The 26,433-nt window shown below is 73.0% G+C and carries 18 protein-coding genes; 8 read left to right on the top strand and 10 right to left on the bottom strand.

Annotation, left to right across the window (positions count from 1 at the left end):
- The first annotated feature begins 24 nt into the window (after positions 1–24).
- Together ABT158_RS31715 and ABT158_RS31710 are read left to right on the top strand one after the other, a co-directional pair.
- Complete coding sequence (locus tag ABT158_RS31715) at positions 25–3,924, top strand: S8 family peptidase (RefSeq protein WP_352359668.1); 3,900 nt, start codon at positions 25–27, stop codon at positions 3,922–3,924.
- A gap of 49 nt (positions 3,925–3,973) precedes the next feature.
- Entirely contained in the window at positions 3,974–4,072 is a 99-nt protein-coding gene (locus tag ABT158_RS31710) for a zinc-binding dehydrogenase (RefSeq protein ID WP_352359666.1), read from the top strand.
- A gap of 85 nt (positions 4,073–4,157) precedes the next feature.
- Here the strand turns inward: ABT158_RS31710 and ABT158_RS31705 are convergent, their stop codons facing one another.
- The gene (locus tag ABT158_RS31705; protein WP_352359664.1) at positions 4,158–7,235 is read right to left on the bottom strand and encodes a S8 family serine peptidase; all 3,078 of its coding nucleotides are present in this window, start codon (positions 7,233–7,235) and stop codon (positions 4,158–4,160) included.
- Positions 7,236–7,535: 300 nt separating this feature from the next.
- On the opposite strand from ABT158_RS31705, the gene ABT158_RS31700 reads away from it, so the two are divergent.
- Positions 7,536–8,345 carry a hypothetical protein gene (locus ABT158_RS31700; protein ID WP_352359662.1) on the top strand — a complete coding sequence of 270 codons (810 nt, stop codon included), beginning with the start codon at positions 7,536–7,538 and terminating at the stop codon, positions 8,343–8,345.
- A 43-nt stretch (positions 8,346–8,388) separates the two neighbouring features.
- Here the strand turns inward: ABT158_RS31700 and ABT158_RS31695 are convergent, their stop codons facing one another.
- Together ABT158_RS31695 and ABT158_RS31690 are read right to left on the bottom strand one after the other, a co-directional pair.
- The gene (locus tag ABT158_RS31695; RefSeq protein WP_352359660.1) at positions 8,389–9,600 is read right to left on the bottom strand and encodes a cytochrome P450; all 1,212 of its coding nucleotides are present in this window, start codon (positions 9,598–9,600) and stop codon (positions 8,389–8,391) included.
- A complete protein-coding gene (locus ABT158_RS31690; protein ID WP_352359658.1) occupies positions 9,597–10,589 on the bottom strand; it encodes a methyltransferase in 993 nt (330 codons plus the stop codon). The genes ABT158_RS31695 and ABT158_RS31690 overlap by 4 nt, the downstream gene beginning before the upstream one ends.
- A gap of 153 nt (positions 10,590–10,742) precedes the next feature.
- Between ABT158_RS31690 and ABT158_RS31685 the strand changes: the two genes are divergently transcribed.
- Positions 10,743–12,284 carry a 4-hydroxyphenylacetate 3-hydroxylase family protein gene (locus ABT158_RS31685; RefSeq protein ID WP_352359656.1) on the top strand — a complete coding sequence of 514 codons (1,542 nt, stop codon included), beginning with the start codon at positions 10,743–10,745 and terminating at the stop codon, positions 12,282–12,284.
- 42 nt (positions 12,285–12,326) lie between these two features.
- Positions 12,327–13,481 carry an epoxide hydrolase family protein gene (locus ABT158_RS31680; protein WP_352359654.1) on the top strand — a complete coding sequence of 385 codons (1,155 nt, stop codon included), beginning with the start codon at positions 12,327–12,329 and terminating at the stop codon, positions 13,479–13,481.
- A gap of 62 nt (positions 13,482–13,543) precedes the next feature.
- On the opposite strand, the gene ABT158_RS31675 is transcribed toward ABT158_RS31680, so the two are convergent.
- From ABT158_RS31675 to ABT158_RS31665, 3 genes are read right to left on the bottom strand one after another with little or no spacing between them, the layout of a single operon-like run.
- Complete coding sequence (locus ABT158_RS31675) at positions 13,544–14,923, bottom strand: FAD-dependent oxidoreductase (RefSeq protein ID WP_352359989.1); 1,380 nt, start codon at positions 14,921–14,923, stop codon at positions 13,544–13,546.
- 1 nt (position 14,924) lies between these two features.
- A complete protein-coding gene (locus ABT158_RS31670) occupies positions 14,925–15,326 on the bottom strand; it encodes an SgcJ/EcaC family oxidoreductase (RefSeq protein ID WP_352359652.1) in 402 nt (133 codons plus the stop codon).
- Positions 15,327–15,337: 11 nt separating this feature from the next.
- Positions 15,338–16,513 (bottom strand): acyl-CoA dehydrogenase family protein, encoded by a 1,176-nt coding sequence (locus ABT158_RS31665; RefSeq protein WP_352359650.1) that lies wholly within the window; start codon positions 16,511–16,513, stop codon positions 15,338–15,340.
- Between the two features lie 174 nt (positions 16,514–16,687).
- Between ABT158_RS31665 and ABT158_RS31660 the strand changes: the two genes are divergently transcribed.
- Entirely contained in the window at positions 16,688–17,896 is a 1,209-nt protein-coding gene (locus ABT158_RS31660; protein WP_352359648.1) for an acyl-CoA dehydrogenase family protein, read from the top strand.
- A gap of 54 nt (positions 17,897–17,950) precedes the next feature.
- On the opposite strand, the gene ABT158_RS31655 is transcribed toward ABT158_RS31660, so the two are convergent.
- From ABT158_RS31655 to ABT158_RS31640, 4 genes are all read right to left on the bottom strand, one after another.
- The gene (locus tag ABT158_RS31655) at positions 17,951–19,498 is read right to left on the bottom strand and encodes an MFS transporter (RefSeq protein ID WP_352359646.1); all 1,548 of its coding nucleotides are present in this window, start codon (positions 19,496–19,498) and stop codon (positions 17,951–17,953) included.
- A 24-nt stretch (positions 19,499–19,522) separates the two neighbouring features.
- Positions 19,523–20,581 (bottom strand): glucose-1-phosphate thymidylyltransferase, encoded by a 1,059-nt coding sequence (locus ABT158_RS31650; RefSeq protein WP_352359645.1) that lies wholly within the window; start codon positions 20,579–20,581, stop codon positions 19,523–19,525.
- A 73-nt stretch (positions 20,582–20,654) separates the two neighbouring features.
- On the bottom strand, positions 20,655–23,720 hold the full coding sequence (locus ABT158_RS31645; protein WP_352359644.1) for an AfsR/SARP family transcriptional regulator: 3,066 nt from the start codon (positions 23,718–23,720) through the stop codon (positions 20,655–20,657).
- 215 nt (positions 23,721–23,935) lie between these two features.
- Entirely contained in the window at positions 23,936–24,130 is a 195-nt protein-coding gene (locus tag ABT158_RS31640; RefSeq protein WP_352359643.1) for a hypothetical protein, read from the bottom strand.
- 368 nt (positions 24,131–24,498) lie between these two features.
- Between ABT158_RS31640 and ABT158_RS31635 the strand changes: the two genes are divergently transcribed.
- On the top strand, positions 24,499–24,825 hold the full coding sequence (locus ABT158_RS31635) for a hydroxyisourate hydrolase (RefSeq protein ID WP_352325979.1): 327 nt from the start codon (positions 24,499–24,501) through the stop codon (positions 24,823–24,825).
- Positions 24,826–24,843: 18 nt separating this feature from the next.
- The coding region (locus ABT158_RS31630) for a 2-isopropylmalate synthase (RefSeq protein WP_352359642.1) at positions 24,844–26,433 on the top strand (1,590 nt) is incomplete at its 3' end.

The raw sequence follows: 26,433 nt of genomic DNA, 5'->3' as shown, positions 1-26,433 counted from the left end.
TCATGAACTACTCCGAGGAGAACCATGGCTCGCCGCCCGCTCGCCGGGCTGACCGCGTTGGGGTTGGTCCTGTCCATGGGGATGGCCACGCCCTCCCCTTCACCCGAGTCCGCCGACACCCCGGCCCCCGCCCCGGGCGCCTTACCCGCCGCCACCCGGCTCACCCTGATCACCGGCGACGTGGTGACGTACGGCAAGGCCGCCGACGGCACCCCGCGCGCCGACGTGGAACCGGCCAGGCGCGCCGGAGGAGCGCCGGTGTCCTTCGTGACCCTGCGCAAGGGCGACTCCTTCTACGTCTTCCCCTCCGACGCGATGGCCCCGGTGGCCTCGGGCCAGGTGGACAAGGGCCTGTTCGACGTGGCATACCTGGCCGCCAACGGCTACACCGACGCCGAACGCCCGACCCTGCCGGTCATCGTCCAGTACGGCGCCGCCAAGCAGGCCGCCGCGACGCTGTCGGCACGGGCCGACGCGCTCCCGGCCACCGCCTCGCCCGTCGCCCTGGCCAGCGTGGGAGGCGCCGCCGTCAAGGTGGACAAGAAGGCGGCGCGCGAGTTCTGGGCCGCGGCCGCCGCGTCCCCCACCGCGCCCCCTTCCGCGTCCTCTTCTGCGTCCTCTTCTGCGCGCCCGGCCGCGCCGACGGCGATCTGGCTCGACCGCAAGATGAAGGCCGTGCTCGACAAGAGCGTGCCGCAGATCGGCGCGCCGCAGGCCTGGGCCGCCGGTTACAAGGGCAAGGGCGTCAAGGTCGCCGTGCTCGACACCGGCGTCGATCCCGACCACCCCGACCTGGCCGGCCGGATCGGGGCGACGGCCAACTTCACCGACGACCCCGACGCCCGCGACGGCCACGGCCACGGCACCCACGTCGCCTCCACGATCGCCGGCTCCGGCCGGTACACGGGTGTCGCCCCCGAGGCCACGCTCCTGGTGGGCAAGGTGCTCAGCTCGTCGGGCACGGGTACCTCGTCGCAGGTCATCGCGGGCATGCAGTGGGCCGCCGCGCAGGCCAAGGTGGTCTCGATCAGCATCGGCGGCGACTACGAGGACCAGAACGGCCCCGTCAACCAGGCGGTGAACACGCTCAGCGCCGAGACGGGCGCGCTGTTCGTGGTGGCCGCCGGCAACGACGGCGGCAGCCGTACCGTCAACGCGCCGGGATCCGCGGCGGCGGCGCTGACGGTCGGCGCGGTCGACCGCGAGGAGAGACTGGCGCCCTTCTCCAGCAGAGGCCCGTCCCCGTTCGACTACGGGCTCAAGCCCGACGTGGTCGCGCCCGGCGTCGGCATCGTCGCGGCCCGCGCGCGAGGGACGTCGATGGGCTCGCCCGTGGACCAGCTCCACACCGCCGCCTCCGGCACCTCGATGGCGACCCCGCACGTGTCGGGCGCGGCGGCCATCCTCGCCGGGCAACACCCCGGCTGGACGGGCCCGCAGCTCAAGGCGGCGCTCGTCGGCACCGCCAAGGACGACGGCCTGACCGCCTACCAGCAGGGCGCCGGGCGCATCGACGTGGCCAGGGCGGTCACCCAGCAGGTACGCGGATCGGGCAACCTCGACTTCGGCTTCCTGAGCTCCCCGCAGAGCGGCCCGGCCACCAAGAAGATCACCTACACCAACGACGGCGACCAGCCGGTGACGCTGACCCTGCGCGCGAGCATCGCGGCGCACCGCGGCACCGCCCCCGAGCGGGCGCTCACGCTGGACCGCGACACGGTGACCGTCCCCGCCCACGGCGCCGCGGACGTGGCCGTCGCCTTCGACCCGTCAGGACCGGCCACCTGGTACGCGGGTTCGGTGGTGGCCACCGGCGGCGACGTGGTCGTGCGCACGGCCGTGGGCGCGTTCGTCGAGCCGCGCCGGGTCAAGCTCAGGACCGAACTGATCATGCCGGACGGCGCGACCGACGCGGTCTCCGTCCCGTGGCTGTTCCTGCGTACCGACGACCGCGACGACCTGGACTCCTTCTACCAGACGGCCGAGGGCGAGGCGAGCGTCTACCCGGGCACCTTCAGCGTCAACACCATCGCCGCCTGGCGGGGTGAGGACGGCGAGTGGCAGCAGTCGCTGCCGACCGCCCCCGAGGTCAAGGTGGACCGGGACACCACGGTCACCCTCGACCTGCGCAAGGCCCGCGAGGTCCGCCTGGACACCCCCCGCACGACCGAGACCTATCTGTCCCACTACGCCCTGCGGCGCACCACCGCGAACGGCGTCGTGGCCGACTTCCTCTCCTCCTACCCGGCGTACGGGCTGCACCACTACTGGATGCTGCCCACCGAACCGGTCAAGCAGGGCGCCCTCGACCTCACCGGCCAGTTCTGGCAGGGCGCGCCGCTCGTCACGATGAAGGCCGGCGGACGCACGCTCGCCCCCCGCTACGCGGGCGTCACCCCCGACCTGCCCAAGCTGACCGGCAGGCAGACCCTCCCGCTGGTGGACGTGGGCCACGGCACCGACCTGTCCGGCCTGGACGTACGGGGCAAGCTCGCCCTGCTCGACCTCGGCGACCTCTGCCCGGAGACGACCTGCTCCGGCGACGGGCTCGACCGCGTGCAGGCCCTGGCGGCCGCCGGCGCGGTGGGCGTGCTCGGCTACGGCGCGTCGGGACGGGCCTTCCTCGACCCGACCGGAAGCTGGGCCTTCTACCCGATCCCGACCATGAGCCTGCCCGCCGACCAGGGCAGGGCGCTGGCCCGCAAGCCGGTGGACATCAAGGTCGAGGGCAGCCCGGCCACGCCGTACATGTACTCGCTGTTCTTCCCCGAGCGCGGCCGGATCCCCGCCGGCCTCGACTACCGGGTGACCAGGAAGAACCTCCAGGAGATCGACGACCGTTTCCACTCGGACCGTCCCGGCGTCGTACGCATGAGCTGGACCCCCGTGCTGATCAACGGCTCCGAACCGTTCGCCGCGTGGGGTCTCGGCGGCGCCTGGCAGGCACGGACCACCGTGACCGAGTACGTCGGGCCGGTCTCGCCCGACGTGGCCTGGCAGCGTGACGTCCGGATGCGGTACGACGAGGGCGACCTGTCCAGGACCGGCTACACCACGGTCGCGCTCGACGTCTTCACCAAGGCCGGGCGCCGGACGGAGCGGTGGGGCATGCAGCCCAGGGTTCCCGGCGGCCCGCGCGACGGGGACCGCGTGATCGACTCCGGCACGGCCACCTGTTTCGCGTGCCGTACCGGCGACCTGTTCACGTCGGCGGTGCCCGTCATGGGCCCCGAGCCCAACCACCAGGAGCCCTTCACCTGGAGTGCCAACTTCCAGGCGTGGGCCGGCGGCAAGGACGAGCTGCACCTCTACCGCGACGGCCGGGAAGTGCCCCTGGAGGAGAAGATCGGCGCGCTCGGCCCCGTCGCGATCAAGCTGCCGACCTTCACCCTTCCGCCCGATGAGGCCGAATACCGGCTCACCGACACCTTCCACACCCCGCAGCCGGGACAACGCTTCGCGACCGACGTCGAAACGGCCTGGACGTTCCGCTCCAAGCGCCCCGAATCCGGGATGAAGGACCTCACCGACGGCCTGTGCGCGGGCTGGCTCGTCACCCAGGTCCTGGCTCCCTGCGCGCCGGTACGCCGGCTCAACCTCAGCTACGACCTGGACCTCGACCTGGACAACCAGGCCACGGCCGGGGTCGCCCGCCGCGTCACCGTCACCGGCTACAACGGCTCCTTCGGGCAGCCCGACGCCAAGCTGACCACGCTCCGGCTCTCGGCCACCTTCGACGGCGGCGCCCACTGGGTGCCCGTCCCCATGTCGGCCTCCGGCGACCACACCTTCACCGGCACCATCACCCATCCGCCCCTGTCCCGGACCGACGGCGCCGTCGGCCTCCGCGCCCAGGCCACCGACCAGGAGGGCAACACCGTGGACCAGACGATCCACAAGGCCTACGGACTGAAGCAACCCTGACGAGCCGTCGTCGGATCCGGGGCGTTGTGGGCGCGACGGCAGGCCGGCGGTGAGCGGAACCTTTCCGCTGGAGCAGGCCGGCGCGGCCCACGCCCGCCTGGAGACCGGCCGCGCCCGCGGCAAGCTCGTCCTCACCGTGACCGGCTGAGACCCCTCCGGGGCGCGCCGGGGCGGGACGTCGCCGGGCGAGAACCGGGCCGCGGGACGTCGCCCGTCCCGCGGCCCGGGCACGGTCAGCCGACCGCGTAGGCGCGGGTCACCGTCTGGGTGACGCCGTCACCGGCGGTGTCCTTGGCCGTCGCGCGCAGGGAGACGAACCCCGGGGAGGCCGGGTTGGCGACGGTCGCCGTCCAGCCGGAGTCGGCCGCCCGGGTCCTGACGGGCTGCCAGGTGGCGCCGTCGTCGGTGGAGAACTCCAGCTCGACCGTGCGCACCGCGGCGCCGCGGGCGCCGGGGTTGCGTTCGATCCAGATCGACAGCGGGGTTCGCGACCCGGGTCTGGCCCGGTTCGCGGTGTCGAGGCCCTTGGGCGCGTACCTGACCGCCATCAGCGGCAGGGGCGTGGCCTGCGCCGTACGGGCCGAACGGAACGTCCAGACGGCGTCGACGCCCGTGGACAGGGTGTTCGCGGACGTGTCCCGGCGCGAGGACGCGGCGAGGGTGTAGGTGCCGGCGTCCTGCGGCAGCGTGGCGGACAGCGCGCACTGGTCGCTGCCGCCCGGCGCGCACCCGGCGATGCCGCTCGTGGCGAGCTGCCTGCCGTCGCGGGAGAGGGTCAAGGTGCCGGTGGCGGTGGCGTCCATGCCGGTCAGCCCCGCGACGCCGTCGGTGTGGAGCCGGCCCGCGAAGAACTGGAGCGTGTCTCCGGTACGGCTGCCGCCGGGCGTGGCGAACGACGGGCCCGCGACCGCCGCGTTCCAGACCTCGGAGAAGGCGCGCTCCCGCACCGGGCTCGTGCCGATCTGCCGGGAACCGCCTGTCTGGAACTCCGAGGACCAGGCGAGCCCGGGGCTGCGGTAGTGCGTCATGGCGGAGGGCAGCGGGATGTCCTTGGTGGGCAGGGTGAGCGCTCCGATGCCGGCCGGGTCCAGCGGTCCCGTCCACATGGTGCCGGTGCCGGCCGCGCCCGTGGAGCGGAACGTCTCGGACGCCTTGACCAGGTGCTTGGTCCGCGCGGAATAGGTGGGGTCGTCCGGGATGCCGCCGGTGCGGCGGTCGACGAGGTCGTAACGGTAGGGGCTGGGCGCGGCGTCCTTCTTGTGCCAGACGGTCCAGGACTCGTAGGTGAGCCCGGGTTGCCGGACCGGAATGACGTAGTAGCCCTCATTGGGGTCCGGACCGGAGGAGTACCAGCCGTACTGCCATGGGCCGTTGGCGAGGTAGAGGCCGAACTGCGGGTCGGCCGCGGCGGTGGGGTCGTCCACGGCGAACCGGACCTGCCTGCCCTCGCGTGCGTCGACCGTGACGCGCAGGTCGTCGGCACCGACCGCGAGGGGCCGGTGCCCGACCGTCAGGACTACGGGGTCGAAGTCGTAGATCTCGGTGTAGAGGTTCCAGGCGCCCTTCGGGAGCCGTGTCTTCGCCACCCCGTCGTGGAAGGTGAGCATCCGCTGGGCGCCGCGCGCCTGGTCGTAGACCATTCCGAACGCCACGCCGGGCGCAGCGCCCGACCTGGCGACAGTGGTGACGGTGACGTCGTGGGACTCCGGTTCCACGTACGCGCCCGCCGGGGTACGCAGGATCGTGTCGCCGGAGGTGGCGGTGAGCACGCCGGGGTAGTCGCCCGCGGGCTTGCCGGTGACGTCGAGAGTGAGGGTGAGGGACGCCTGCCCGCGCGCCGGGACCTCCAGCTTGTCCTGCGGCAGCTTCAGCACGTCGGTGTCGGTCGTGAGGTTCAGGGTGACGGGGGCGTCCCCGTCGTTGGTGTAGGTGATCGTCCGGGTGGCCTGGTCGCCGCCGGTGTGCTGCCACGGGAGGGCGGCCCAGACGGTGGCGGGAGAGGCGATCACCTGCTGCGCCAGGGCGCGGGGCACGTCCACCCGCCCGGCGCCCTGCTCGTAGAGGCCGGTCCCGCTGGTGGGCTTGGCGCTGTCGACCAGCGCTGCCTTGAGCTGCTGCCCGGTCCAGCCGGGGTGTCGCTGGGCGAGGATCGCCGCCGCGCCGCTCACGTGCGGCGCCGCCATGGAGGTCCCGCTGTGCGCCACGTACGGCCCGTCGGCGGTGCCCTCGGCCGCGGCGGCGACGATGTCCACGCCAGGGGCGGTGATCTCGGGCTTGATCGCGTGATCGCCCGTTCTGGGGCCCTGGTTGGAGAACCTGGACACCTGGTCCGACCGGTCGACGGCGCCCACGGAGAGCGCGGCGTCCGCGGTGGACGGGCTGGACACGGTCCCTTCGCCGCCGCCGTTGCCGGCCGCCACCACGAAGAGCGTGCCCGTCCGTTCCGACAGGGTGTTCACGGCCTGCTCGACGGGATTGTCGCCGGGTTCGTCCACCGTGCCGAGGCTCATGTTGACGACCTTGGCGCGGACCTCGGTGGCGGCCCACTCCATGCCCGCCAGCAACGCCGAGTCGGCGATGCCGTCCACGCCGCCCACCTTCCCCACGGCGATGCGGGCCCCCGGCGCGACGCCCCGGTACTTCGTCCCGGCTCCGGCGACGATCGAGGAGACATGCGTGCCGTGGCCGACGCGGTCGGTCATGTCCGGCTCGTCGGAGAAGTTGCGCTCCTGGGTGACGACGCCCTTGAGATCGGGATGACCGGCGTCGTAGCCGCTGTCGAGCACGGCCACCGTGACGCCCTGGCCGGTGAACCCCTGCTTCCACGCCTCGGGCGCGCCGATCTGCGCGGTGCTGCGGTCCAGCGAGAAGGACCGGCGTCCGTCGAGCCAGATCTTGCCCTTCCCCGCGGCCGACGTACGAGCCCCGCTCACCAGGTCCCGCCACGTCCGCGCGGCGGTGCTCTTCGGCACCCGCACCGCCGCCACGCCGAGGTCGTCGAGCTTGCGGGTCAGGCGGGTGCCGCTCAGCGTCGGGGCCGGCTGCTCCCCCAGGGTCTGGCTGATCAGCGGGATCTCGTCCGTGTCGGCGTCGCCGTACTTCCACGCCAGAAGCCGGGTCACGTCGAAGAGCCGGTCGTCGAGCAGGCCCTCGCTGACCAGCGGGAACGCGTCGGAGGGGATCACGTAGAGGTGTCCGTCGCGAAATTGCGCCGAGAAGCGGACCCGCCGGCCGGGGGCGCTCTCCACCCGGTGGCCCCGGCCGCTGACCGTCACCTTGTCCCCGGTCAGGAGCGTCACGCTACCGGCCACGACCGAGCCGGTTCCTGCCGGGGCCGCGGCAAGGGACGGCTCCTGAGCCGTGACGGCCCCCAAGGAACCGGCCAGTACGGCGGCCACTAATCCTGTTCGCAAAGTTGTGAATGCCACACCCCTACTTGGACGAACCGTCGTGAAGCGTTATGAGCCACGTCGCCAACCGGCCGGCATTGAGGGATCGATCCACCTGTGCGACATTTGCGGCAGGCTCTCAGTGAGCAGCGCGGAGGCGGCGATGGTCCGGTCGTGGCGCGCCGCCGCACTTGTCCTGCGGCCGGACGGGGTGAGGGGCGTATGACCCACGTTCTCGAAAAGCGGTACCGCCGTCTTCTGCGCGCCTATCGGGAGACGCTGTCTCTGCTGGCGGGCGGGTTCACCGTGCGCGTCCGGGCCAACCGGCCGGCCGGCGTGCCGGGGTGGGCCGACGGCCTGCATCTCGGCGCGCTGGCCGTGGCGGTCGTGACCGTCGCGCAGCTGCCCGTGCTGCCCTACCTCGTCTTCAAGGTGTGGACCGCGCTCGGGGTCGTCCTGGTGGTGGCGCTCGTGCGGGGCTGGACGCGGGTCGCGGCCCCGCTCGCGGCGATCGCCGCGCTGCTGACGAGCTGGCCCATGGTCCTGGGATGGTTGCACGGCCCGCTGGTCGACGTCGGCCCGCTGTACGGCGACCTCGGGCCGGTCGCGCCCTACTGGGTGGTCGCGGCCGCGTCGGCGGTGCTCGCCTTCCGGCGGACCGGGGCGGGCCGCGCGCCGGGGCAGGCCCGGTGGTGGGGCGCGACGATGCCGGTCCGGTCGCCGTGGTGGCTGGTCGTCCCGCCGGTCTGCTGGGCGCTGCAGCTCGCGCAGGCGCCGGCGTACGACACGGTCTGGGGCGTCGTACGGGCCGGCGTCGAGGTGGTGGCCCTGCTGCTGGTGCTGGCCGCCACGCCGGCCGCCCGGGACGGCCGCTGGGCGCTGGCCGCCGCCGTCTACCTGGTTCCCGGCCTGGTCCATCTGGCCGAGAACCTGCTGGTGACCCGTGTGGGCGGTTTCCTGTACTGGAGCCTGCTCACGGTTCTCGTGGCGGCCTCCTGGGTGGTGGCCCGGCGGGGGCGCGTCAGGGCGTGACCGCCGCCTGGCGCCCGCACGGCGTGCTGCGGGCGTCTGGAGGTCAGGAGGTGGTGATGAGGAAGCGGTGGAGGCCGCGGCCCACCCAGCGGTCGCGATGGTCCGGCGGCTCGGCCGCGGACAGCGCCGGGAAACGCCGCAGGAGCAGCGGCAGCGCGATGCGGGCCTCCATGCGCGACAGCGGCGCCCCCAGGCAGAAGTGCGGCCCGGCGCCGAAGCTGAGCGGCTGGACGTCCGGACGGTCCGGGTCGAAGCGGGCCGGGTCGGGGAAGCGGCGCGGGTCCCGGTTGCCGGCGGCGAGCATGAGGACGACCTTCGTCCCGCCCGGCACCGGGACGCCGGAGACGTCGGTCGCCGTCTCGGCCCACCGGCTGGTCGCCTGGACGGGCGCCTCGAACCGCAGGACCTCCTCCACGTACGCGGTGGCGAACCCCGGCTCCGCGCGCAGCCGCGCGGCCAGGCCCGGGTGCTCGAACGCCAGCCGCAGCCCGTGCCCGAGCAGGAAGCTCGTCGTCTCGAACCCGGCGGTCAGCAGCAGCATGAGGTTGCCGACCAGCTCGTCGTGGCTGAGCCGGGTGCCGTCGTCGTGGGCGCGGACGAGCGCGGTCAGCATGTCGTCGGCGGGATGGCGGCGGCGGTCGTCGATCAGCTCGCCGAAGTAGCCGGCCAGCTCGTCCATGGCCCTGTCGGCGATGGACAGCCTGGCGACGTTGGTGATGCCCTCCAGGGCGATCGTCAGGTCCGAGGCGACCTGGCGGAACCACTTCTGGTCCTCCTCGGCCACGCCGATGAGCGCGCTGATGACGGCGATCGGCAGCCGGGAGGCGAACTCGGCGATGTAGTCGACGGGCGTGCCGCCGGCGCCGAGGTCGGCCAGCCGGTCCAGCAGCCGGTGGACCATCCGCTCGACCGACTCCTGCATCCCGGCCACCCGGGCGGGCGTGAAGCCGCTGCTGACCAGGCGCCGGGTCTGGGTGTGGCCGGGCGGGTTGCGGTACAGCATGGAGTCGGTGTAGCCGCGCAGCGAGGAGTGCGAGCGCCAGGCGGGATAGATGTGGTCGTACCCGGCGGCGTCCTGGACGCGGAGGCGGTTGTCGCGCAGCGCGCGGTTGATCTCGGCGTACCCGACGGCGACCGTGAGACCGGGACGTACCGGGACGACCGGGCCGTGGGCGCGCAGCAGCTCGTACAGCGGGTAGGGGTCGCGGCGGCCCTCGGGGGCGACCAGGGCGGCGACGATCTCGGCGGGGGTCACGGGCGTGCCACCAGCCGGACGATCCGCAGCGCGCCCGCCGGATGCACGGAGGCGACCTCCAGGCCGCACCGCGCGGCCAGGGCCCGCAGGTCGGCGACGGCGCGCTCGCGGCCGCCGTAGTAGACGAGCATGCGCAGGTCCATCCCGGTACGCGGCGACTCGCCGTCGGGGCCGAAGTCCTCCACCACGAAGACCGAGCCGCCCGGCCCGGCCGCCTCGGCGCAGCGGCCCAGGATGACGGCGGCGTCGTCGTCGCTCCAGTCGTGCAGGATCCACGACAGCAGGTAGCCGTCGGCGCCCGGCGGCAGCGGCTCGAAGAAGCTGCCCGCCACGGCCTCGCCGCGGCCGGACAGTCCGGCGGCCGCCAGCGCCGCGGCGGCGGCCCGCGCGGTGGCGGGCTGGTCGACGACCGTGCCGCGCAGGCCGGGGTAGGCGGTGAGCAGGGCGATGAGCAGGGATCCGTCGCCGCCGCCGACGTCGACGATCCGGCCGAGGCTCCCCCAGTCGTAGCCGGCCACGATGGCGGGGGCCCGGCCGGGGACCTCGGCGGCCATGCGCGCGTCGAACGCGGCGGCGCGGGCCGGGTCGGCGGCCAGGTCCGCCCAGAACGAGCGGCCGAACTGGCGGGGGAAGGCGGCCTCGCCGGTGCGCACGCTGTGCAGCAGGTGGGCGAAGGCCAGCTCGGCCCGGCCTTCCCAGCTCTCGATGTCCAGCATGGCGCGCATCCCGGCCGGATGGTCGTCGCGCAGCTCCTCGCCGACGGCGGTCAGCGTGTACCTGCCGTCGTCGTCGCGGCCGAGCACTCCCCTGGCGGCCAGGTAGCGCATGAGGCGCTCCAGCACGCCGGGGTCGGCGCCCACGGCGGGGGCGAGTTCGGCGCCGGTGGCCGGCGCCTTGGCGAGCCGGTCGGCGATCCTCAGCGTCGCGGCCACCCGGATCGCCATCGGTGTTCCGAGGTGGGCCAGCGCCCACAGGCGATGCTCCGTCACGCGGTCATCGTCACATCGGGGCGCGCGCACGGGCACCTTCCAGAATGCCGCCCGCGCCCGCGCCGGCCGAACAGCGCACATCGCGAGATGGCCGCCGCGCGCGCGGGTGCCACGCTGAGGATGCACCGTGCTGCCTGCCCAGGGAGATGTCCGATGCCCGATGCCGCGCCGAAGACCCGCCCGCTCACGGGCAGCGAGTACGTCGAGAGCCTGCGTGACGATCGTGAGATCTACCTCTACGGTGACCGCGTCAAGGACGTCACCGAGCATCCGGCGTTCCACAACCCGGTGCGGATGACCGCCAGGCTCTACGACGCCCTCCATGCCGACGGCACCCGTGAGCTGCTGACCTGCCCCACCGACAGCGGCGGCGAGGGGTACACGCACCGCTTCTTCACCACCCCGCGCACGGTCGAGGACCTGGTCGCCGACCAGCGGGCGATCGCGACGTGGGCCAGGATGAGCTACGGCTGGATGGGCCGCAGCCCCGACTACAAGGCCTCCTTCCTCGGCACGCTCGGCGCCAACGCCGGCTTCTACGCGCCCTTCGACGGCAACGCCCGCCGCTGGTACCGCGAGTCGCAGGAGAAGGTGCTGTTCTGGAACCACGCGATCGTGCACCCGCCGGTCGACCGCAACCGGCCGCCGGACGAGGTCAACGACGTCTACGTGCACGTCGAGCGGGAGACCGACGCGGGGCTCGTGGTGAGCGGCGCGAAGGTGGTGGCGACCGGCTCGGCGCTGACGCACTACAACTTCATCGCCCACTACGGCCTGCCGGTCAAGAAGCGCGAGTTCGCGCTGGTGGCCACCGTGCCGATGGACGCGCAGGGCCTGAAGCTGATCTGCCGCCCGTCCTACGGCATGAACGCGGCGCTGACCGGCGGCCCGTTCGACTACCCGCTCTCCTCCCGGCTGGACGAGAACGACAGCATCCTCGTCCTGGACAAGGTGCTCATCCCCTGGGAGAACGTGTTCATCTACGGCGACCTCGGCAAGGCGCAGCTGTTCACCGGCCAGTCGGGCTTCACTGAGCGGTTCACCTTCCACGGCTGCACCCGGCTGGCGGTCAAGCTGGAGTTCATCGCCGGGCTGCTGGTCAGGGCGCTGGAGATCACCGGCACCAAGGACTTCCGCGGCGTGCAGACCCGGATCGGCGAGGTGCTGGCCTGGCGCAACCTGTTCTGGGCGCTGTCGGACGCCGCCGCCCGCAACCCGGTGGAGTGGCGCAACGGCGCGCTGCTGCCCAACCCGCAGTACGGCCTGGCCTACCGCTGGTTCATGCAGATCGGCTACCCGCGGATCAAGGAGATCGTCCTTCAGGACGTGGCCAGCGGGCTCATCTACGTCAACTCCGGCGCGGCCGACTTCAAGAACCCGGACATCCGCCCGTACCTGGACAAATACCTGCGCGGCTCGGACGGCACCGACGCCGAGGGCCGCGTCAAGGTGATGAAGCTGCTGTGGGACGCGATCGGCTCGGAGTTCGGCGGCCGCCACGAGCTCTACGAGCGCAACTACGGCGGCAACCACGAGAACACCCGGGTCGAGCTGCTGTTCTCGCAGATGGCCGGCGGCCAGCTGGACGAGTACGCGGCCTTCGTCGACCGCTGCCTCGGCGAGTACGACCTGGACGGCTGGACGGTGCCCGACCTGTCCTCCTTCGAGGAGCTGCGGCGCACCGGCACCGGCTGACCCGCTCGACCCACCCCTGACAAGAGAAGGGCGAACCCACCCATGCGTCCATTCCGCATCGACATCCCCGAGGCCGACCTGGCCGACCTGCACCGCAGGATCGACGCCACCCGCTGGCCGGACGAGCTGCCCGGCACCGGCTGGGAGCGCGGCGTGCCGCTGGGCTACCTCAAGGAGCTGGCCGACCACTGGCGGCACGGCTTCGACTGGCGGGCGGCCGAGGCCGAGCTGAACCGGCACCCGCAGTTCGTCACCGAGATCGACGGCGCCGACGTGCACTTCCTGCACGTGCGCTCGCCGGAGCCGCAGGCCGTGCCGCTGCTGCTGACGCACGGCTGGCCGGGCTCGGTCGCCGAGTTCCTGGACGTGATCGGGCCGCTCACCGACCCGCGCGCGCACGGCGGCGACCCGGCCGACGCCTTCCACCTGGTCATCCCGTCGATCCCGGGGTTCGGGTTCTCGGGGCACACCAGGGAGGCGGGCTGGCATCCGTACCGGGTGGCGCTGGCCTGGGCCGAGCTGATGCGCCGGCTGGGCTACGACCGCTACCTGGCGCAGGGCGGCGACGCGGGCGCGGTGATCTCGCTGGAGCTGGCCAGGCTGGCCCCCGAGCACGTGATCGGCGCGCACGTCAACATGCTGATGGCCTTCCCCTCGGGCGATCCGGCCGAGCTGGCCGGCCTGACGCCCGCCGAGCAGGGGCGGCTGGCCGGGCTGGCGCGGTTCGACGAGGAGCTGTCGGGCTACATGAAGCTGCAGTCCACCCGTCCGCAGACGCTGGCGTACGCGCTCACCGACTCGCCCGTGGGGCAGCTGGCCTGGATCGTGGAGAAGTTCCACGACTGGACGGACTCCGACAAGTCGCCCGAGGACGCCGTGGACCGGGACCGGATGCTGGCCAACGTCTCGATCTACTGGCTGACCGCGACGGCCGGGTCGTCGGCGCGCTTCTACTACGAGGGCGCGGCGGGGCTGAAGATGGCCGCCGAGGGGCACCGGCCGCCGCCCATCACCGTGCCCGTCGGCGTGGCGGTCTTCCCCAGGGACATCTTCGTGCCGGTGCGCCGGCTGGCCGACCGGGACATCCCGACGATCAGCCACTGGACCGAGTTCGAGCGGGGCGGCCACTTCGCCGCCATGGAACAGCCGGAGCTGCTGGTGGGCGACGTACGCGCGTTCGCCCGCTCGCTGAGGTAGCCGTACCGACGAAAGGACGCCGGCGGGGATCCGCCGGCGTCCCTTTCGTCGTTCGGACGGGGTCAGGACTTGAGCAGCGGCACCTGCGGACGCTGCTCGGGGGCGGCGGCCGGCGCGGGGCCGCCGCCGCTCTGGCACAGGACCCGCAGCATGAGCGCGGGCCGCATGAGCGTCTGCGGCGGGTCCACGAGCCCGGCCACCCGCATGAACGCGGCCGTGACCGCGCCGTCGCGGGCCGCCGCGGCGTGCAGGCGCGCCATGTAGGCGTTGCCGAGGCGCACCTTGGCGGTACGCCGCCCCTCCACCCCGGGGAAGGCGAGGTCGGCGCCGGCGGAGATGTCCCACGGGACGTCGATGACCCGCGAGATGTCCCTGAAGAACGCCCGCCACGGCGGCACCGCGCCCGCCTGGAGGTGCTCGCGCAGGATCATCGCCTCCATGGCGGCGACGGTCATGCCCTGGCCGTAGACGGGGTTGAAGCTGCACACGCCGTCGCCCAGCACCAGCAGGCCGTCGGGGAAGGCGGGCAGACGCTCGTAGCGGCGCCGCACGCTGGCCGGGAAGGTGAAGGTGACGCCCTCGTCGAGCGGTTCGGCGTCGCGGACGGCGTCGTAGACGTCGGGCACGGGCAGGGACTTGGCGAAGGCGAGGAAGCCCTCCAGGTCGGCCGGCGGGTGGTCGCCCAGGATGCCGGTGAGGGAGAGCATGCTCATGTCGCCGGGCAGCTTGGGGAAGAACGCGCCGCGCGGGTTCGCCGGCGAGGCGACGGGGTTGATCGACAGGTCCTCGCCGTACGGGTCGCGGCGCAGGCGGAAGTGGCGGGTGGTGTAGGCCAGGCCGATCTTGACGCGGTCCTCGTCCGGCCGGGGGAAGCCGAGCTCCTGGAGCCAGGCGGGGGTGCGCGAGCCGCGGCCCGTCGCGTCCACCAGCAGGTCGCAGGCCAGGTGCTCCTCGACGCCGTCCGTCCCGCGGACGCGGACGCCGGTGACCCGGTCGCGGGCCGGCGTCGCGGTCGGCCCGAGGATGTCGGTGCGCTCCAGGAAGCGCACGTTGGGCAGGGCCGAGACACGGTTCCTGACCTGCTCCTCCAGGACGGGCCTGGTGGCCGAGACGCTGATCAGGCCGGTGGGGGCCGGGCGCAGCCGGCGGCCGTTGAAGTACCAGCGCAGGCTGGTGGCCAGGTCTCCGGCGGGCACCCCGTCGTCGATCATCTGCTGGGTGAGGCCGGGGAACAGCTCGTCCAGGATCTGCTGGCCGCGGGCCAGCAGGGCGTGGGCGTGGCAGCCGTGCGGCACGCCCCGGCGCGGGCCCGCCGCGCCGGTCAGCGTGTCCCGGTCCACCAGCAGGACCTCGGCGCAGTGCTCGGCGAGCACGCGCGCGGCCAGCAGCCCCGCCATGCCTCCGCCGAGCACCACCGCGCGCTGTGCGACGTGAGCGGCCATCTCAGTCACGCGGGCTGTTCTGGTAGGCGGCCAGCTTCCACTGCCCGTCGCGGCGGACGGCCAGCCAGGAGGCGCGGACCGCGCGCTCGGGGGCGACCTCGCTCTCGCCGGCCGCCAGCACGCCGCCCTCGGTGGTCAGCAGGCAGACGTCCTCCGCCAGGAAACGCAGGTCGATGGGCTGCCCGGTGACCTGGGTGCCCTGGTACGGCCCGGCGAAGGCGTGGGCCATGAAGGCGCGGATCTCGGCCTGGCCCTTCCGGTACACGCCGGGCAGGATCATGGAGCCGTCCTCGGTGAAGACGGCGGCGAACGCCTCGGCGTCGTGGGCGGCCCAGGCGGCGATGATCTGCTGCGGCAGGGCGGCGACGGCGAGGGTCTGGTCGGGGGCGGACACGGTGGTCATGGCGATCTCCTTCAGATGTAGAGGGTGTCGGGTTCGAGGCCGCACAGAATCCGCCCGTACAGCTCGGCGTTGGTGTTGGGGTGCATGAGGGCGTGCTGGTTGACGGCGTGCACGTCGCGGGTGATGCGCTGGATGGGCACGTCGCTGTAGATGGAGGAGCCGCCGCTGGCGGTGGCCAGGATGTCGACGGCCTCCTTGGCCAGGCGGCAGACGGCGCCCATGTCGGCGCGGGCGCGTACGCGCTCCTCGATCGTCCACTGGGCGGAGTCGGCGTCCTTGGCGTCCACGGTGGCGGACAGGCGGTGGGCGTGGAACTCGGCCTGGTCGATCTTGAACGTGGCCTCGGCGACCTGGAGGTGGGTCAGCGGGGCGGCGCTCTGGCTGGCGTACCCGGTGTAGGTGATCTTGCGGTCGGGCAGCCGCTCGAAGAAGACCTCGCGGGCGGCCTTGGCCAGGCCGAGCACGGTCCCGACCGAGGAGGCGGCGGCCACCGGCAGCAGCGGCGAGCGGTAGATCGGGGAGCCGGCGTTGGCGCCGTCGGCGTGCTGTCCCTGGAGGATCGCGCCCAGCGGCATGACCCGCGCGGCCGGGACGAACAGGTCCTGGGCCACGGTGCTGACGCTGCCGGTGCCGCGCAGGCCGGAGGTGTGCCAGTCGTCGATGACGGTCAGGTCGCTCATCGGCACCAGCGCCATGACCGGCTCGGGCTCGCTGTCCGGGCCGACGACGACGGCCACGATCTCCTGCCAGTGGCTGTGGTGGGCGCCGCTGACGAAGCCCCACTTGCCGTTGACCACGATGCCGCCCTCGGCGCGCACGGCCATCGCCGTGGGGCTGAGCGTGCCGCAGATGCGCACGTCGGGGGTGGCGAACACCTCGTCCTGGACGGCCTCGGGGAAGTGGGCGGCCATCCAGGTCGGGATCCAGTAGACCGAGGCCGTCCACGCCGCGGCGCCGTCGGCGCGGCCCAGCTCGGCGGCGACCTCGACCAGGGTGCGCGTGTCCGCCTCGAAACCGCCGTAGCGGCGCGGCGTCCGCAGCCTGAAGACGCCGGCCTCGGCCAGCGCCTCGATCGTCTCCTCGTGCAGCCTGCGGTTCTCCTCCGCCCAGGCCGCGTTCCTGCGCAGGACAGGGCCTGCCTCCGTCGCGCGGCGGACGAGGTCTTCCCGCGCCGGAGCACCTGTCATCAACACCATGTCCTCCCGGGACGTCAGTCGAGACACTGCTTCCTGAACGTCCCATTCGCCGGTTGACGGGCGCATCTTCCGGCGTGCGGGATTGCCGGGCACGCACGGAGATGCGAAGGTCACCGGGGCCGGGCGAGCCTTGAGGAAAAACCCGAGACGAAGGGTTCGCGCAGCATGACAGCCGTCACCCACGCCCCCATGGCTCCGCCCGAGCCCGGGCTCACCCCAGACGAGATCGTCGCCAGGGCCGAGGCCATGGTGCCCGCCCTGGTCGAGCGCCAGGCCGAGACGGAGCGGCGCACCTACTACGCCCCCGACACCCACGAGGCGTTCGCCAGGGCGGGCTTCTACCGCATCCTGGTCCCCCGCCGCTTCGGCGGCTACGAGTTCGGCGTGGAGACCTTCATGCGGGTGTCGATGACGCTCGCGCGGGGCTGCCCGTCCACCGGCTGGATGTACTCCTTCGGCTCGGCGCACACGCTGGCGGTGGCCACGCTGTTCGGCGAGCGGGCCCAGAGCGAGCTGTTCGCCTGCGGGGACTTCGTCTGCCCGGCCACGGTCGCGCCCGGCGGCTCGGCCCGTCCGGACGGCGAGGGCGGGTGGCTCCTCGACGGCACCTGGAGCTACTGCTCGGGGGCCCCGTACGCCACCCACTTCATGGGCCACGTCGTCGAGGACGGGCAGCCGATGTTGTTCGTCGCGCCGCGCGACCAGTGGCGCCGGCTGGACGACTGGGGCGGCCAGCTCGGCCTGAAGGGCAGCGGCTCGCACAGCATCGCCATGGAGGGCGGCCGCGTCCCCGGCCACCTCACGCTGCCGATCCACCTCAGCCAGGCCGTCGTCACCGGCGGCACCCCGGGCCGGGACCTGCACGGCAACCCCGAGTACGGCGGCGGCCCGCTCAGCGTCATGCTGCTCGGCAGCGCGGCCGTCGTGCTCGGCATGGCCCAGGGCGCCCTGGACGCCTACGAGGAGCTGATGCGGACCAGGACGACCATCTTCCCGCCGTTCACCACCCGCGCCGAGGACCCCGACTACCAGTTCTGGTACGGCGAGGCCGCCGGCCTGCTCGCCGCCGCCGAGGCGGCCCTGACGAACGCCGTCCAGCAGTGGAGCCGGACCTGCGCGGCGGGCCCGGCGTCGTTCACCAGGGAGCGGGACGTGCGCCTGGCCACCGTCAGCCGCGAGGTGGCCCGGCTGGCCTGGCGAGCCGTGGAGGGCTGCCTGTTCCCGACGGCCGGTTCCAGCGCGGTCAGGGACGGTCAGCGCATGGAGCGGATCTGGCGGGACATGTCCACCACGCACAGCCACGCCGGGTTCGCGATCTACCTGGCGGCCCTGGCCAACCGGGAGCTGTCCCGCGCCCGGTTCGGCCTGGACTGACCGTACGGACGAGGAGGGCGGGCCCGGCGAACCGGGCCCGCCCTCCGCGTGCGCTCAGCCGACCGGGGCGGGCTCCTGGTCCGGCTGGTGGTGGCCGTCGTGCACGCCGGCAAAGGGCGCCACGCCGCGCAGCCGGACCAGCGCGAGCACGGCCAGCACGGCGCACAGGGCCGCGCTCGCCCAGGCGACCGCGTGCAGCCCGGCGGTGAACGCCTCGCGGGCCGCGCCGAGCAGCGCCGCGCCCTGGTCGGCGGGCAGCTGCCCGGCCACGGTGACCGCGCCGGTGATGCCGTCCTGGGCGAACGCCGGGGTGCCGGCGGGCGGGGTGAACGTGCCCCGGTAGACGGCGGTGCCGAGGCTGCCCAGGGTCGCGACGCCGAGCGCGACGCCGAACTCGCCGCCGGTGGCCACCAGCGAGGCGGCCGAACCGGCCTGCTCCGGCGGGCTGGTGCTCATCGCCACCTGGTTGATCATGCCGCCGACCGGCCCGACGCCGAAGTAGCACACGCCCAGGAAGACGATCAGCGCGGTCACCGCGCCCACGACGACCTGGGTGAGCAGGAGCTGCCCGACGACCGCGATCACCATGCCGCCGCCCAGCAGGTACGCCGGCCGCACCCGGCTGGCCAGCCGCGGGGTGAGGTTGATCGAGACGATGAGCGCGACGGCCGGGCCCAGCAGCCACAGCCCCGCCTCCAGCGGCGACATGCCCTCGACCGTCTGCAGGAACAGCGCGACCTCCATCCCGGTCCCCGTCTGCAGCGCCCCGCACAGCAGCCCGATCAGCACCGCGGCGGTGAACGCGCGGTGCCGGAACAGCCGCACGTCCAGCAGCGGGTGGGCCAGCGCGCGCTGGCGGTGCACGAACACCGCCCCCACGAGCAGCCCGGCGGCGACCGCGACGGCCGGACCGGCGCCCCAGCCGTCGCGGGCGACCGCCTTGAGCCCGTAGATCAGCGGCAGGATCGCCGCCAGCGACAGCACGACGCTGACCAGGTCGAGCCGGCCGCCGGCGGGATCGCGGAACTCCGGCAGCAGCGGGGCCGCGGCCAGCAGCAGGAGCATGACCGGCACGCCCATCAGGAAGACCGACCCCCACCAGAAGCGCTCCAGCAGCGCGCCGCCGACCACCGGGCCGAGCGCGATGCCCAGCATGAACGCCGTGCCCCAGGCGGCCATGGCCAGGCCGAACTGCCGGGGGTCGCGGAACATGACGCCGATCAGCGACAGCGTCGAGGGCAGCAGCGTGGCCCCGGCGACGCCGAGCAGCGCGCGGGCCACGATCAGCATCTCGGGGCTGGTGGAGAAGGCGGCCAGGAGCGACAGCAGGCCGAAGGCCGCGCCCCCGGCCAGCAGCAGCCGGCGGCGGCCGATCCGGTCGCCGAGCGAGCCCATGGTGACCAGGAACCCGGCGGTCATGAAGCCGTAGATGTCGGTGATCCACAGTTGCTGGGTGGCGTCCGCGCCCAGATCGGCGCTGAGGTGCGGCAAGGCCAGGAACAGCACGCTGATGTCCAGGGCCACGAGCATCGTGGGCAGGAACAGCGCCACCAGCCCGAGCCACTCTTTCCGCCCCGCGCGCGGGGCGCCGTCGTCGGTCACGTCCTCACTCCTTGTTCCCTGGGTTCATGTGGTCAGCTCGATCCGCGTGTGGTCGCCGACCACGAGACGGTGGTCGCTGCGGCCGGGAGCGACGGTGGTGTAGCGCCCGATGAGCGAGCCGCGCAGGCCGCTGGCGGCCACGATGGAGGCGCCGTCGAGCACGATGGAGTCGGACAGGCGGGTGGAGCGCACCACGCAGTCGCGTCCGATGGAGGTGCCCGGCCCGATGTGGCTGTCCACGATCAGGGTGTCCGGGCCGATGATCGCCGGTCCCTCGACGACGGAGGCGACCACCCGCGCGCCGGGGCCGAGCACGACGTCGCCGCGTACCAGGCTGGCGGCGTCCACGTGGCCGGCGATGTCGCGGGAGAGCCGGGCCAGCAGCCGCCGGTTGCACTCCAGGACGTCCTCGACGCGGCCCGCGTCGCTCCAGTAGCCGCGGTAGAGGCTCGCCCTGACCTCCTGGCCGGACGTCAGCAGCCACTGGACGGCGTCGGTGATCTCCAGCTCGCCCCGGCGTCCGGGGACGATGCGGTCCACCGCCTCGTGGACGGCCGGGGTGAAGAAGTAGACGCCGGTCATGACCAGGTCGCTGCGCGGCTGTTCCGGCTTCTCCACCACCCGCAGCACCGCGCCGGTCTCGTCGGTCTCGACAACGCCGAACGGCCGCGGGTCGGCCACCCGGTGCACCACGATCTGGGCGGCCGGGCGCAACGCGTGGAACTCCTCGGCGATCGGGCCGATGCCGTCGGCCAGGACGCAGTCGCCGAGGTACATGACGAAGTCGTCGCCGCCGAGGAAGGGTCGCGCCAGCTTGACGCAGTGGGCCAGCCCCAGCGGGCGGAGCTGGCGGATGTAGGTGACGCGCGTCCCGAACCGTGAGCCGTCGCCGACGACCTCGGCGATCTGCGCCTCCCTGTCGCCGACCACGAGGCCGATCTCGGTCACGCCGAGCGCGCGCAGGCTCTCCAGCACGTGCTCCAGGACCGGTTTGTTGGCGATCGGGATGAGCTGCTTCGGCATGGAGTGGCTCAAGGGACGCATGCGGGTGCCAGACCCGCCGGACAGCACCAGAGCCTTCATGCTCGCCAGAATCCCAACGACGGGCCCCCGCGGGCATCTCTGACAGTGCGGGATGACGGCGAAGAAGGGCTGATCAGCCGATGCCCTCCACCAGCCCGGCGGCCGAGGACAGGTTGTCGCGCAGCCGCTGACCGGCCCGTTCGTCGACCGTGTCGGCCAGTTCGTGCACCCGCGACAGCGCCCGTTCGGCCGCGCTGGCGTCGCCGAGGGCGACCAGCACCTCGCTCAGCATCGTGAGCGTCTGCGCCTCGAACAGCGGCGCGCGCATCTGGCGGAACAGCGTGACCGCCTTGCGCAGCCGGCCGATCGCGTCGCCGGGCTCGTTCGCGGTGACGGCCAGCTCGCCCAGCCCGGCCAGGGCGTGCGCCTCGGCCAGGCGGTGGCGGGCGGTCTCGGCCACGGCCAGCGCCCGGCGCAGCATGTCGCCGGCCTCGCGCAGGCGTCCCCTGCGCAGGTGGGCGATGCCGAGGCCGTGCAGGGCGAAGGACTCGCCGACGGTGTCGCCGATCTCCTCCACCAGCGTGAGCGCCTCCTCGAACGCGCCGGCCGCCAGCGCGAACTCCTCGGCCTGCAGGTGCACCCGGCCCATCCGGTGCAGGATCTGGGAGATGATGCGCCGGCTGCCGCCGCTCTTGCCGCGGACCAGCGCCTCGGCCAGCATGATCTTGGCGTCGTCGATGTCGCCGCACTCCGACCGGATGGCGGCCAGGTTGTCCAGCGTGTGCGCGGCCGAGATCTGGTCGCCGATGTCGGTGAAGATGGCCAGCGCCTGTTCCAGGTGCGTCGCCGCGGCGTCCAGCTGGCCGTTCATGCGTTCCAGGAACGCCAGGTTCCGGCGGGAGCGGGCGATCTGCACGACGTTGCCGGTCTTCTCGAACAGCGTCAGGGCGGCCTCGAAGTCGCGTCTGGCCTCGCCGAAGTGCTGCTCGGTCTGGGCCAGCGTGCCGCGCACGCACAACATCTCGGCCTGGCCGCGCTCGTCCCCCGCCCGGCGGGCGGCCTCCAGGGCGATCTCCTGGATCTCGCGCCAGTCGTCGAGGTAGACGTGCAGCTCGAAGAAGGGCTCGGCGTTCATCGCGGTGCGCCAGCACAGCTCCACGAACCCGGCCTGGGCGGCCTGGCGGATGCCGGCCAGCAGCACGTGGCGCTCACGTTCGAACCAGCCGATCGGGTCGGTGACCAGCCGCTCGACCAGCTCGGCCGGGAGCGGCGAGTCGGGGCCGGGCCGCAGGTGGGGGCCGGCGGGCGGGCCGTACTCGCGGGTCCTGGCGGTCTCGGTGAGGCGGTGCAGCGCGTCCAGCACGCGGGCCAGCGCCGCGCTGCGCTCGGCGGGCGGCTCCTCGGCGGCCAGGCGTTCGTGGGCGTAGACGCGGATGAGGTCGTGGAAGCGGTACTGGACGTTGACGTTCCTGCCGACCCCGGCGACCTCGATGAGCTGGGCGTCCACCAGGTCGTCGAAGAGGTCCTGGGCGTCGGCCAGCGGCCGGTCGAGCAGGGCGGCGCCGGTCCAGGCGGAGAAGATGTGCGAGTGCAGGATGGCCAGCCGGCGGAACAGGCGGCGGGCGTGCTCGGTGAGCGCCTCGTAGGTGAGCGACAGGCTGGCCCTGATGCCCATGTCGCCGTGCTTGAGCTCGTCGAGCCGGCGGGCCTCGTCGCCGAGCCGGTCCACCAGCTGCTCCACGGCCCAGTGGGGGCGCGAGGCCAGGCGGGCGCCGGCGATGCGCAGCGCGAGGGGCAGGAAGCAGCACAGCTCGGCCAGGGCGGCGGCCGACTCCGGCTCGGCCCGTACGCGCTCGGCCCCGGCGATGCGGGACAGCAGCTCGACGGACTGGGCGGCGTCGAACAGGTCGACGTCCACGTGCGTGGCGCCGGCCAGCCCGCCGAGCCGGGTCCGGCTGGTGGTGATGACGGCCGAGGTCGGGCTGCCGGGTAACAGCGGCAGCACCTGGCTCTCGGCGGCGGCGTCGTCGAGCACGATCAGCATCCTGCGGTCGGCCAGCAGCATGCGGTACAGCTCGGCCCGCTCGCCGAGGGTGTCGGGCAGCGCCGTCCCCTGCACGCCGCAGGCCCGCAGGAACCGGTCGAGCACCTGCATCGGGTGGACCGGGCGGGAGACGCCGCCGTGCAGGTCGGCGAAGAGCTGGCCGTCGGGGAAATGCGCGGCGACGCTGTGCGCGGCGTGCACGGCGATCGTGGTCTTGCCGATCCCGGCCCGCCCGGCGACGGCGATGACGGGCACGGCGAAGCGGCCGTCCCCGGCCAGGGGGACGGTCACCCGCTGCCTGATGACGTCGAGCTGGGCCTGCCGCCCGATGAAGTCGGCGATGTCGGAGGGGAGCATGCCGGGCACCGCGGGCGGACGTGCGGGCGGCTCGGCCGGGGCCGCCGCGGGCGGCGGCTGCGCCTCCAGGCTCTCGTCGGAGGTGAGGATGGCCGATTCGAGCTGCTGGAGCCGTTCGTTGGGCTCGATGCCCAGTTCCTCGACGATGACCCGCCGGGCGTCGCGGTAGACCTGGAGCGCCTCGGCCTGCCGTCCTGAGCGGTAGAGGGCGACCATGAGCTGGGCGGCCAGTCCCTCCCTGAGCGGGTGTTCCTGGACCAGCGCGGCCAGCTCGCCGACGAGCTCGTGGTGGCGGCCGAGGTCCAGTTCGAGCTGCACGCAGTCCTCGTTGGCGGTGACGCGCTGCTCGGCGATGCCGCTGGCCAGCGCCTGCACGGCCCTGCTGTCGATGCCGTCGAAAGCCGGGCCGCGCCACAACGCCAGCGCCTCGCGGTAGTACTGGATGGCCTCGGGGAAGGAACGTCCGTCGCGAGCCTTGCGGGCCCGGCTCACCAGGCTCTCGAAACGGCGTGCGTCGATCGCGTCGGCGGGGGCGCGCAACATGTAGCCCTGCCGGGTGGTGACGATCATCTCGGGATGGCCGTGGGCGCTGAACAGGCGCCTGAGCGCGGAGATGCAGATCTGCACCTGCGCGCGCGACGTGGCCGGGGGGTCCTCGTCGTAGATCGCCTCGACGAGGCGATCCAGTGTGACCGAGTGATTGGCGTTCAGGATCAGGACGGCGAGGACGATCTGCTGCCGCGCCCCGCCAAGATCGAGCTGTCTCTCGCTCGCAGTTACCTCGAGCGCACCCAACACGCGAAACTCCACCCGCATCCCCTCAAACAAATCATCGCCCTCGGTCAAAGATCTTTCCCGACGCGACCGGAATCCGGGCGTGATTGCCATGATGAGCGGTGTAACTGGTGCTTACCCCTCAAAAGTTTCTGCCATGGTTGGGTGGATGGTACAACGCCCTTGGGTATGTGGCCAGTTTTGGAGCGTTTCAGGGTGATCCGTGTTGCCTGTCACCGTCAGCGCTGAAAGGCGCCCTCGATCAGGCCCCACGGCCAGTCCATCGTGCCGGTGACGGTGTCGTGCTGCCCGGCGGTCGGAACGGCGTGCGCGGGGGCCGGTACGGCGGCGATGGCGGCGAAGCCGGCCAGCGCGGCCAGCAGCAGCGCGAGGGTGAGGCGGACGCGGGCGGTGATGGTGGTGGTCGCGGTCATTTCGATCTACCTCCGGGTGATTACCGCGGTCTTCGTCCGCGGCTTCGGAAATGACGCTCACACGGTGCGCAATTCGCGCTTTATCCATCTTCTTTTCACCGGGCATCAGCGCACGTTGGACGCTGTGCACACCCGTCTCCGCACCCGCCGTCGATAGCGGCGATAGCGCGAAATAAGGCGGCCGCCTCTTTTCGCGATCGGCGGCGATCGGACGGCGATAGCGCGGCGATAGCGGCCGGAGGTCCGGCGAATAGGCGGCGGCGCGAGCCTGGGGCGCGAGCCCGGACGGCGCGACCTGTCGCCGTCCGGGTGGCCATGTGCGCGGACGGCCCGCGCGGACCACTCGGAGAGGTTCGATGGGAATAGCGGTGCAAGCCCAGGACGCGGTCTACGGCCGGGGTGCGGCTGACCTGCACGTACGCCTGGACCATGACGCCGACGGGCATTGGGTGCTCGAAGCCGAGACCCGGACGGACCAGGACGGATCGGTCAGTGAGTGGGCCGACCGCCCGCTCGACCGCGGCCTGTACCGCATCGTGTTCGCCACCGACCCGTACTTCGTCGGACTCGGGCTGCGGCCGGCGTATCCGGAGATCGTCGTCACCTTCCGCATGGTGGACGAGACCGCCGTGAACCACATCGTCGTGCTGATCTCGCCGCATTTCTCGACCGTCTATTTCGGATCGCTCAGCTGAGGGACAGTGAGGCCGGACATGAAGATCAGCCGCTATCGACCCTTCCCCCGGATGCCGCTCGGCGACCGCGCCTGGCCGGACGCCGTGCTCACCGCGCCGCCGCGCTGGTTGTCCACCGACCTGCGGGACGGCAACCAGGCGCTGCCCAGGCCCATGGACCCCGGCCGCAAGCTGGTGCTGTTCGACCTGCTGGTGGGCATGGGCTACAAGGAGATCGAGGTCGGCTTCCCGGCGGCGAGCCAGGACGACTACGACTTCGTCCGGCTCCTGGTCGAGCGCGACCGCATCCCGGACGACGTGTGCGTGACCGTGCTGACCCAGGCGCGCGACGAGCTGATCGAGCGCACGGTGGAGAGCGTGAGCGGGGCGCCCGGGGCGACGATCCACCTCTACAACGCGACCTCGCCGCTGGCGCGGCGGCTGGTGTTCGGGATGAACCGGGACGAGTGCAAGGACCTGGCGGTCCAGGGGACCCGATTGGTCATGAAATATGCCGATAAATTACTCGAAGAGGGTGATGTTCGGTTTCAGTACTCGCCTGAGCATTTCCACGACACCGAGCCGGACTTTGCGCTGGAGGTCTGCGCGGCCGTCATGGACGTCTGGCAGCCCGGCCCCGACCGGCCGATCATCCTGAACTTCCCGACGACGGTCGAGCGCTCGACGCCCAACGTGTTCGCCGACCAGATCGAGTGGCTGCACCGCAACCTGCCGCACCGCGAGCACGTCTGCCTGTCGGTGCACACGCACAACGACCGCGGCACCGGGGTCGCGGCGGCCGAGCTGGCGATGCTGGCCGGCGCCCAGCGCGTCGAGGGCTGCCTGTTCGGTAACGGCGAGCGGGCGGGCAACGTCTGCCTGGTGACGCTGGGCCTGAACCTGGCCACCCAGGGCGTCGATCCCGGCGTCGACTTCTCCGAGCTCGACCGGGTGCGGCGCGTCGTCGAGGAGTGCACCGGGCTCGCGGTGCCGCCGCGCCACCCGTACGGGGGCGACCTGGTGTTCACCGCCTTCTCCGGCGGGCACCAGGACGCGATCAAGAAGGCGTTCGACGCCATGGACCGGGAGGCGGCCCGTACCGGGGACGATCCGGCGGGGCTGCCGTGGGAGGTGCCGTACCTGCCGGTGGACCCGCGGGACCTGGGGCGCACGTACGCGGCGGTGGTCCGGGTCACCAGCCAGTCGGGCAAGGCGGGCCCGGCGTACCTGCTGAACGCCCGGTACGGGATCACGCTGCCGCGCGGGCTGCAGATCGAGCTGGGCCGGGCCGTCCAGGCGATGGCGGAGGCCGGGCAGGGCGAGGTCGAGCCGGAGCGGATCAGGCGGCTGTTCGAGCAGGAGTACCTGACACCGGGCGACCCCGTCGGCCTGCCCGGCGATCTCGCCGGGACGGTGGCCACCCTGCACGTCGACGGCGGCGCGTACGGGCAGGCCCGGTCGGACACGGCGGCGGCGCTGCGCGCGGCGCTGGAGGCCGAAGGCGTCCGGGTCCGGGCCGTGCACCACCTCGACGGCGCGGCCGGCGCCGCCGGCGGCGAGGTCACCGTCTACGCCCGGGGCGGCCCGGACGGCGGCACGGCGTGGGGCGCCGGCGCCGCGCCCGACGCG

The organism is Nonomuraea sp. NPDC001636, assembly GCF_040298265.1.
Lineage (GTDB): Bacteria > Actinomycetota > Actinomycetes > Streptosporangiales > Streptosporangiaceae > Nonomuraea.
This window is presented reverse-complemented; position numbering and strand designations above follow the sequence as displayed.

Bases quoted from the DNA above. Each gene is read 5' to 3' on its own strand.
- ABT158_RS31715 (WP_352359668.1), top strand. From the start codon at position 25: ATGGCTCGCCGCCCGCTCGCCGGGCTGACCGCGTTGGGGTTGGTCCTG.
- ABT158_RS31700 (WP_352359662.1), top strand. From the start codon at position 7,536: ATGACCCACGTTCTCGAAAAGCGGTACCGCCGTCTTCTGCGCGCCTAT.
- ABT158_RS31685 (WP_352359656.1), top strand. From the start codon at position 10,743: ATGCCCGATGCCGCGCCGAAGACCCGCCCGCTCACGGGCAGCGAGTAC.
- ABT158_RS31680 (WP_352359654.1), top strand. From the start codon at position 12,327: ATGCGTCCATTCCGCATCGACATCCCCGAGGCCGACCTGGCCGACCTG.
- ABT158_RS31675 (WP_352359989.1), bottom strand. From the start codon at position 14,923: ATGGCCGCTCACGTCGCACAGCGCGCGGTGGTGCTCGGCGGAGGCATG.
- ABT158_RS31670 (WP_352359652.1), bottom strand. From the start codon at position 15,326: ATGACCACCGTGTCCGCCCCCGACCAGACCCTCGCCGTCGCCGCCCTG.
- ABT158_RS31665 (WP_352359650.1), bottom strand. From the start codon at position 16,513: ATGACAGGTGCTCCGGCGCGGGAAGACCTCGTCCGCCGCGCGACGGAG.
- ABT158_RS31660 (WP_352359648.1), top strand. From the start codon at position 16,688: ATGACAGCCGTCACCCACGCCCCCATGGCTCCGCCCGAGCCCGGGCTC.
- ABT158_RS31650 (WP_352359645.1), bottom strand. From the start codon at position 20,581: ATGAAGGCTCTGGTGCTGTCCGGCGGGTCTGGCACCCGCATGCGTCCC.
- ABT158_RS31640 (WP_352359643.1), bottom strand. From the start codon at position 24,130: ATGACCGCGACCACCACCATCACCGCCCGCGTCCGCCTCACCCTCGCG.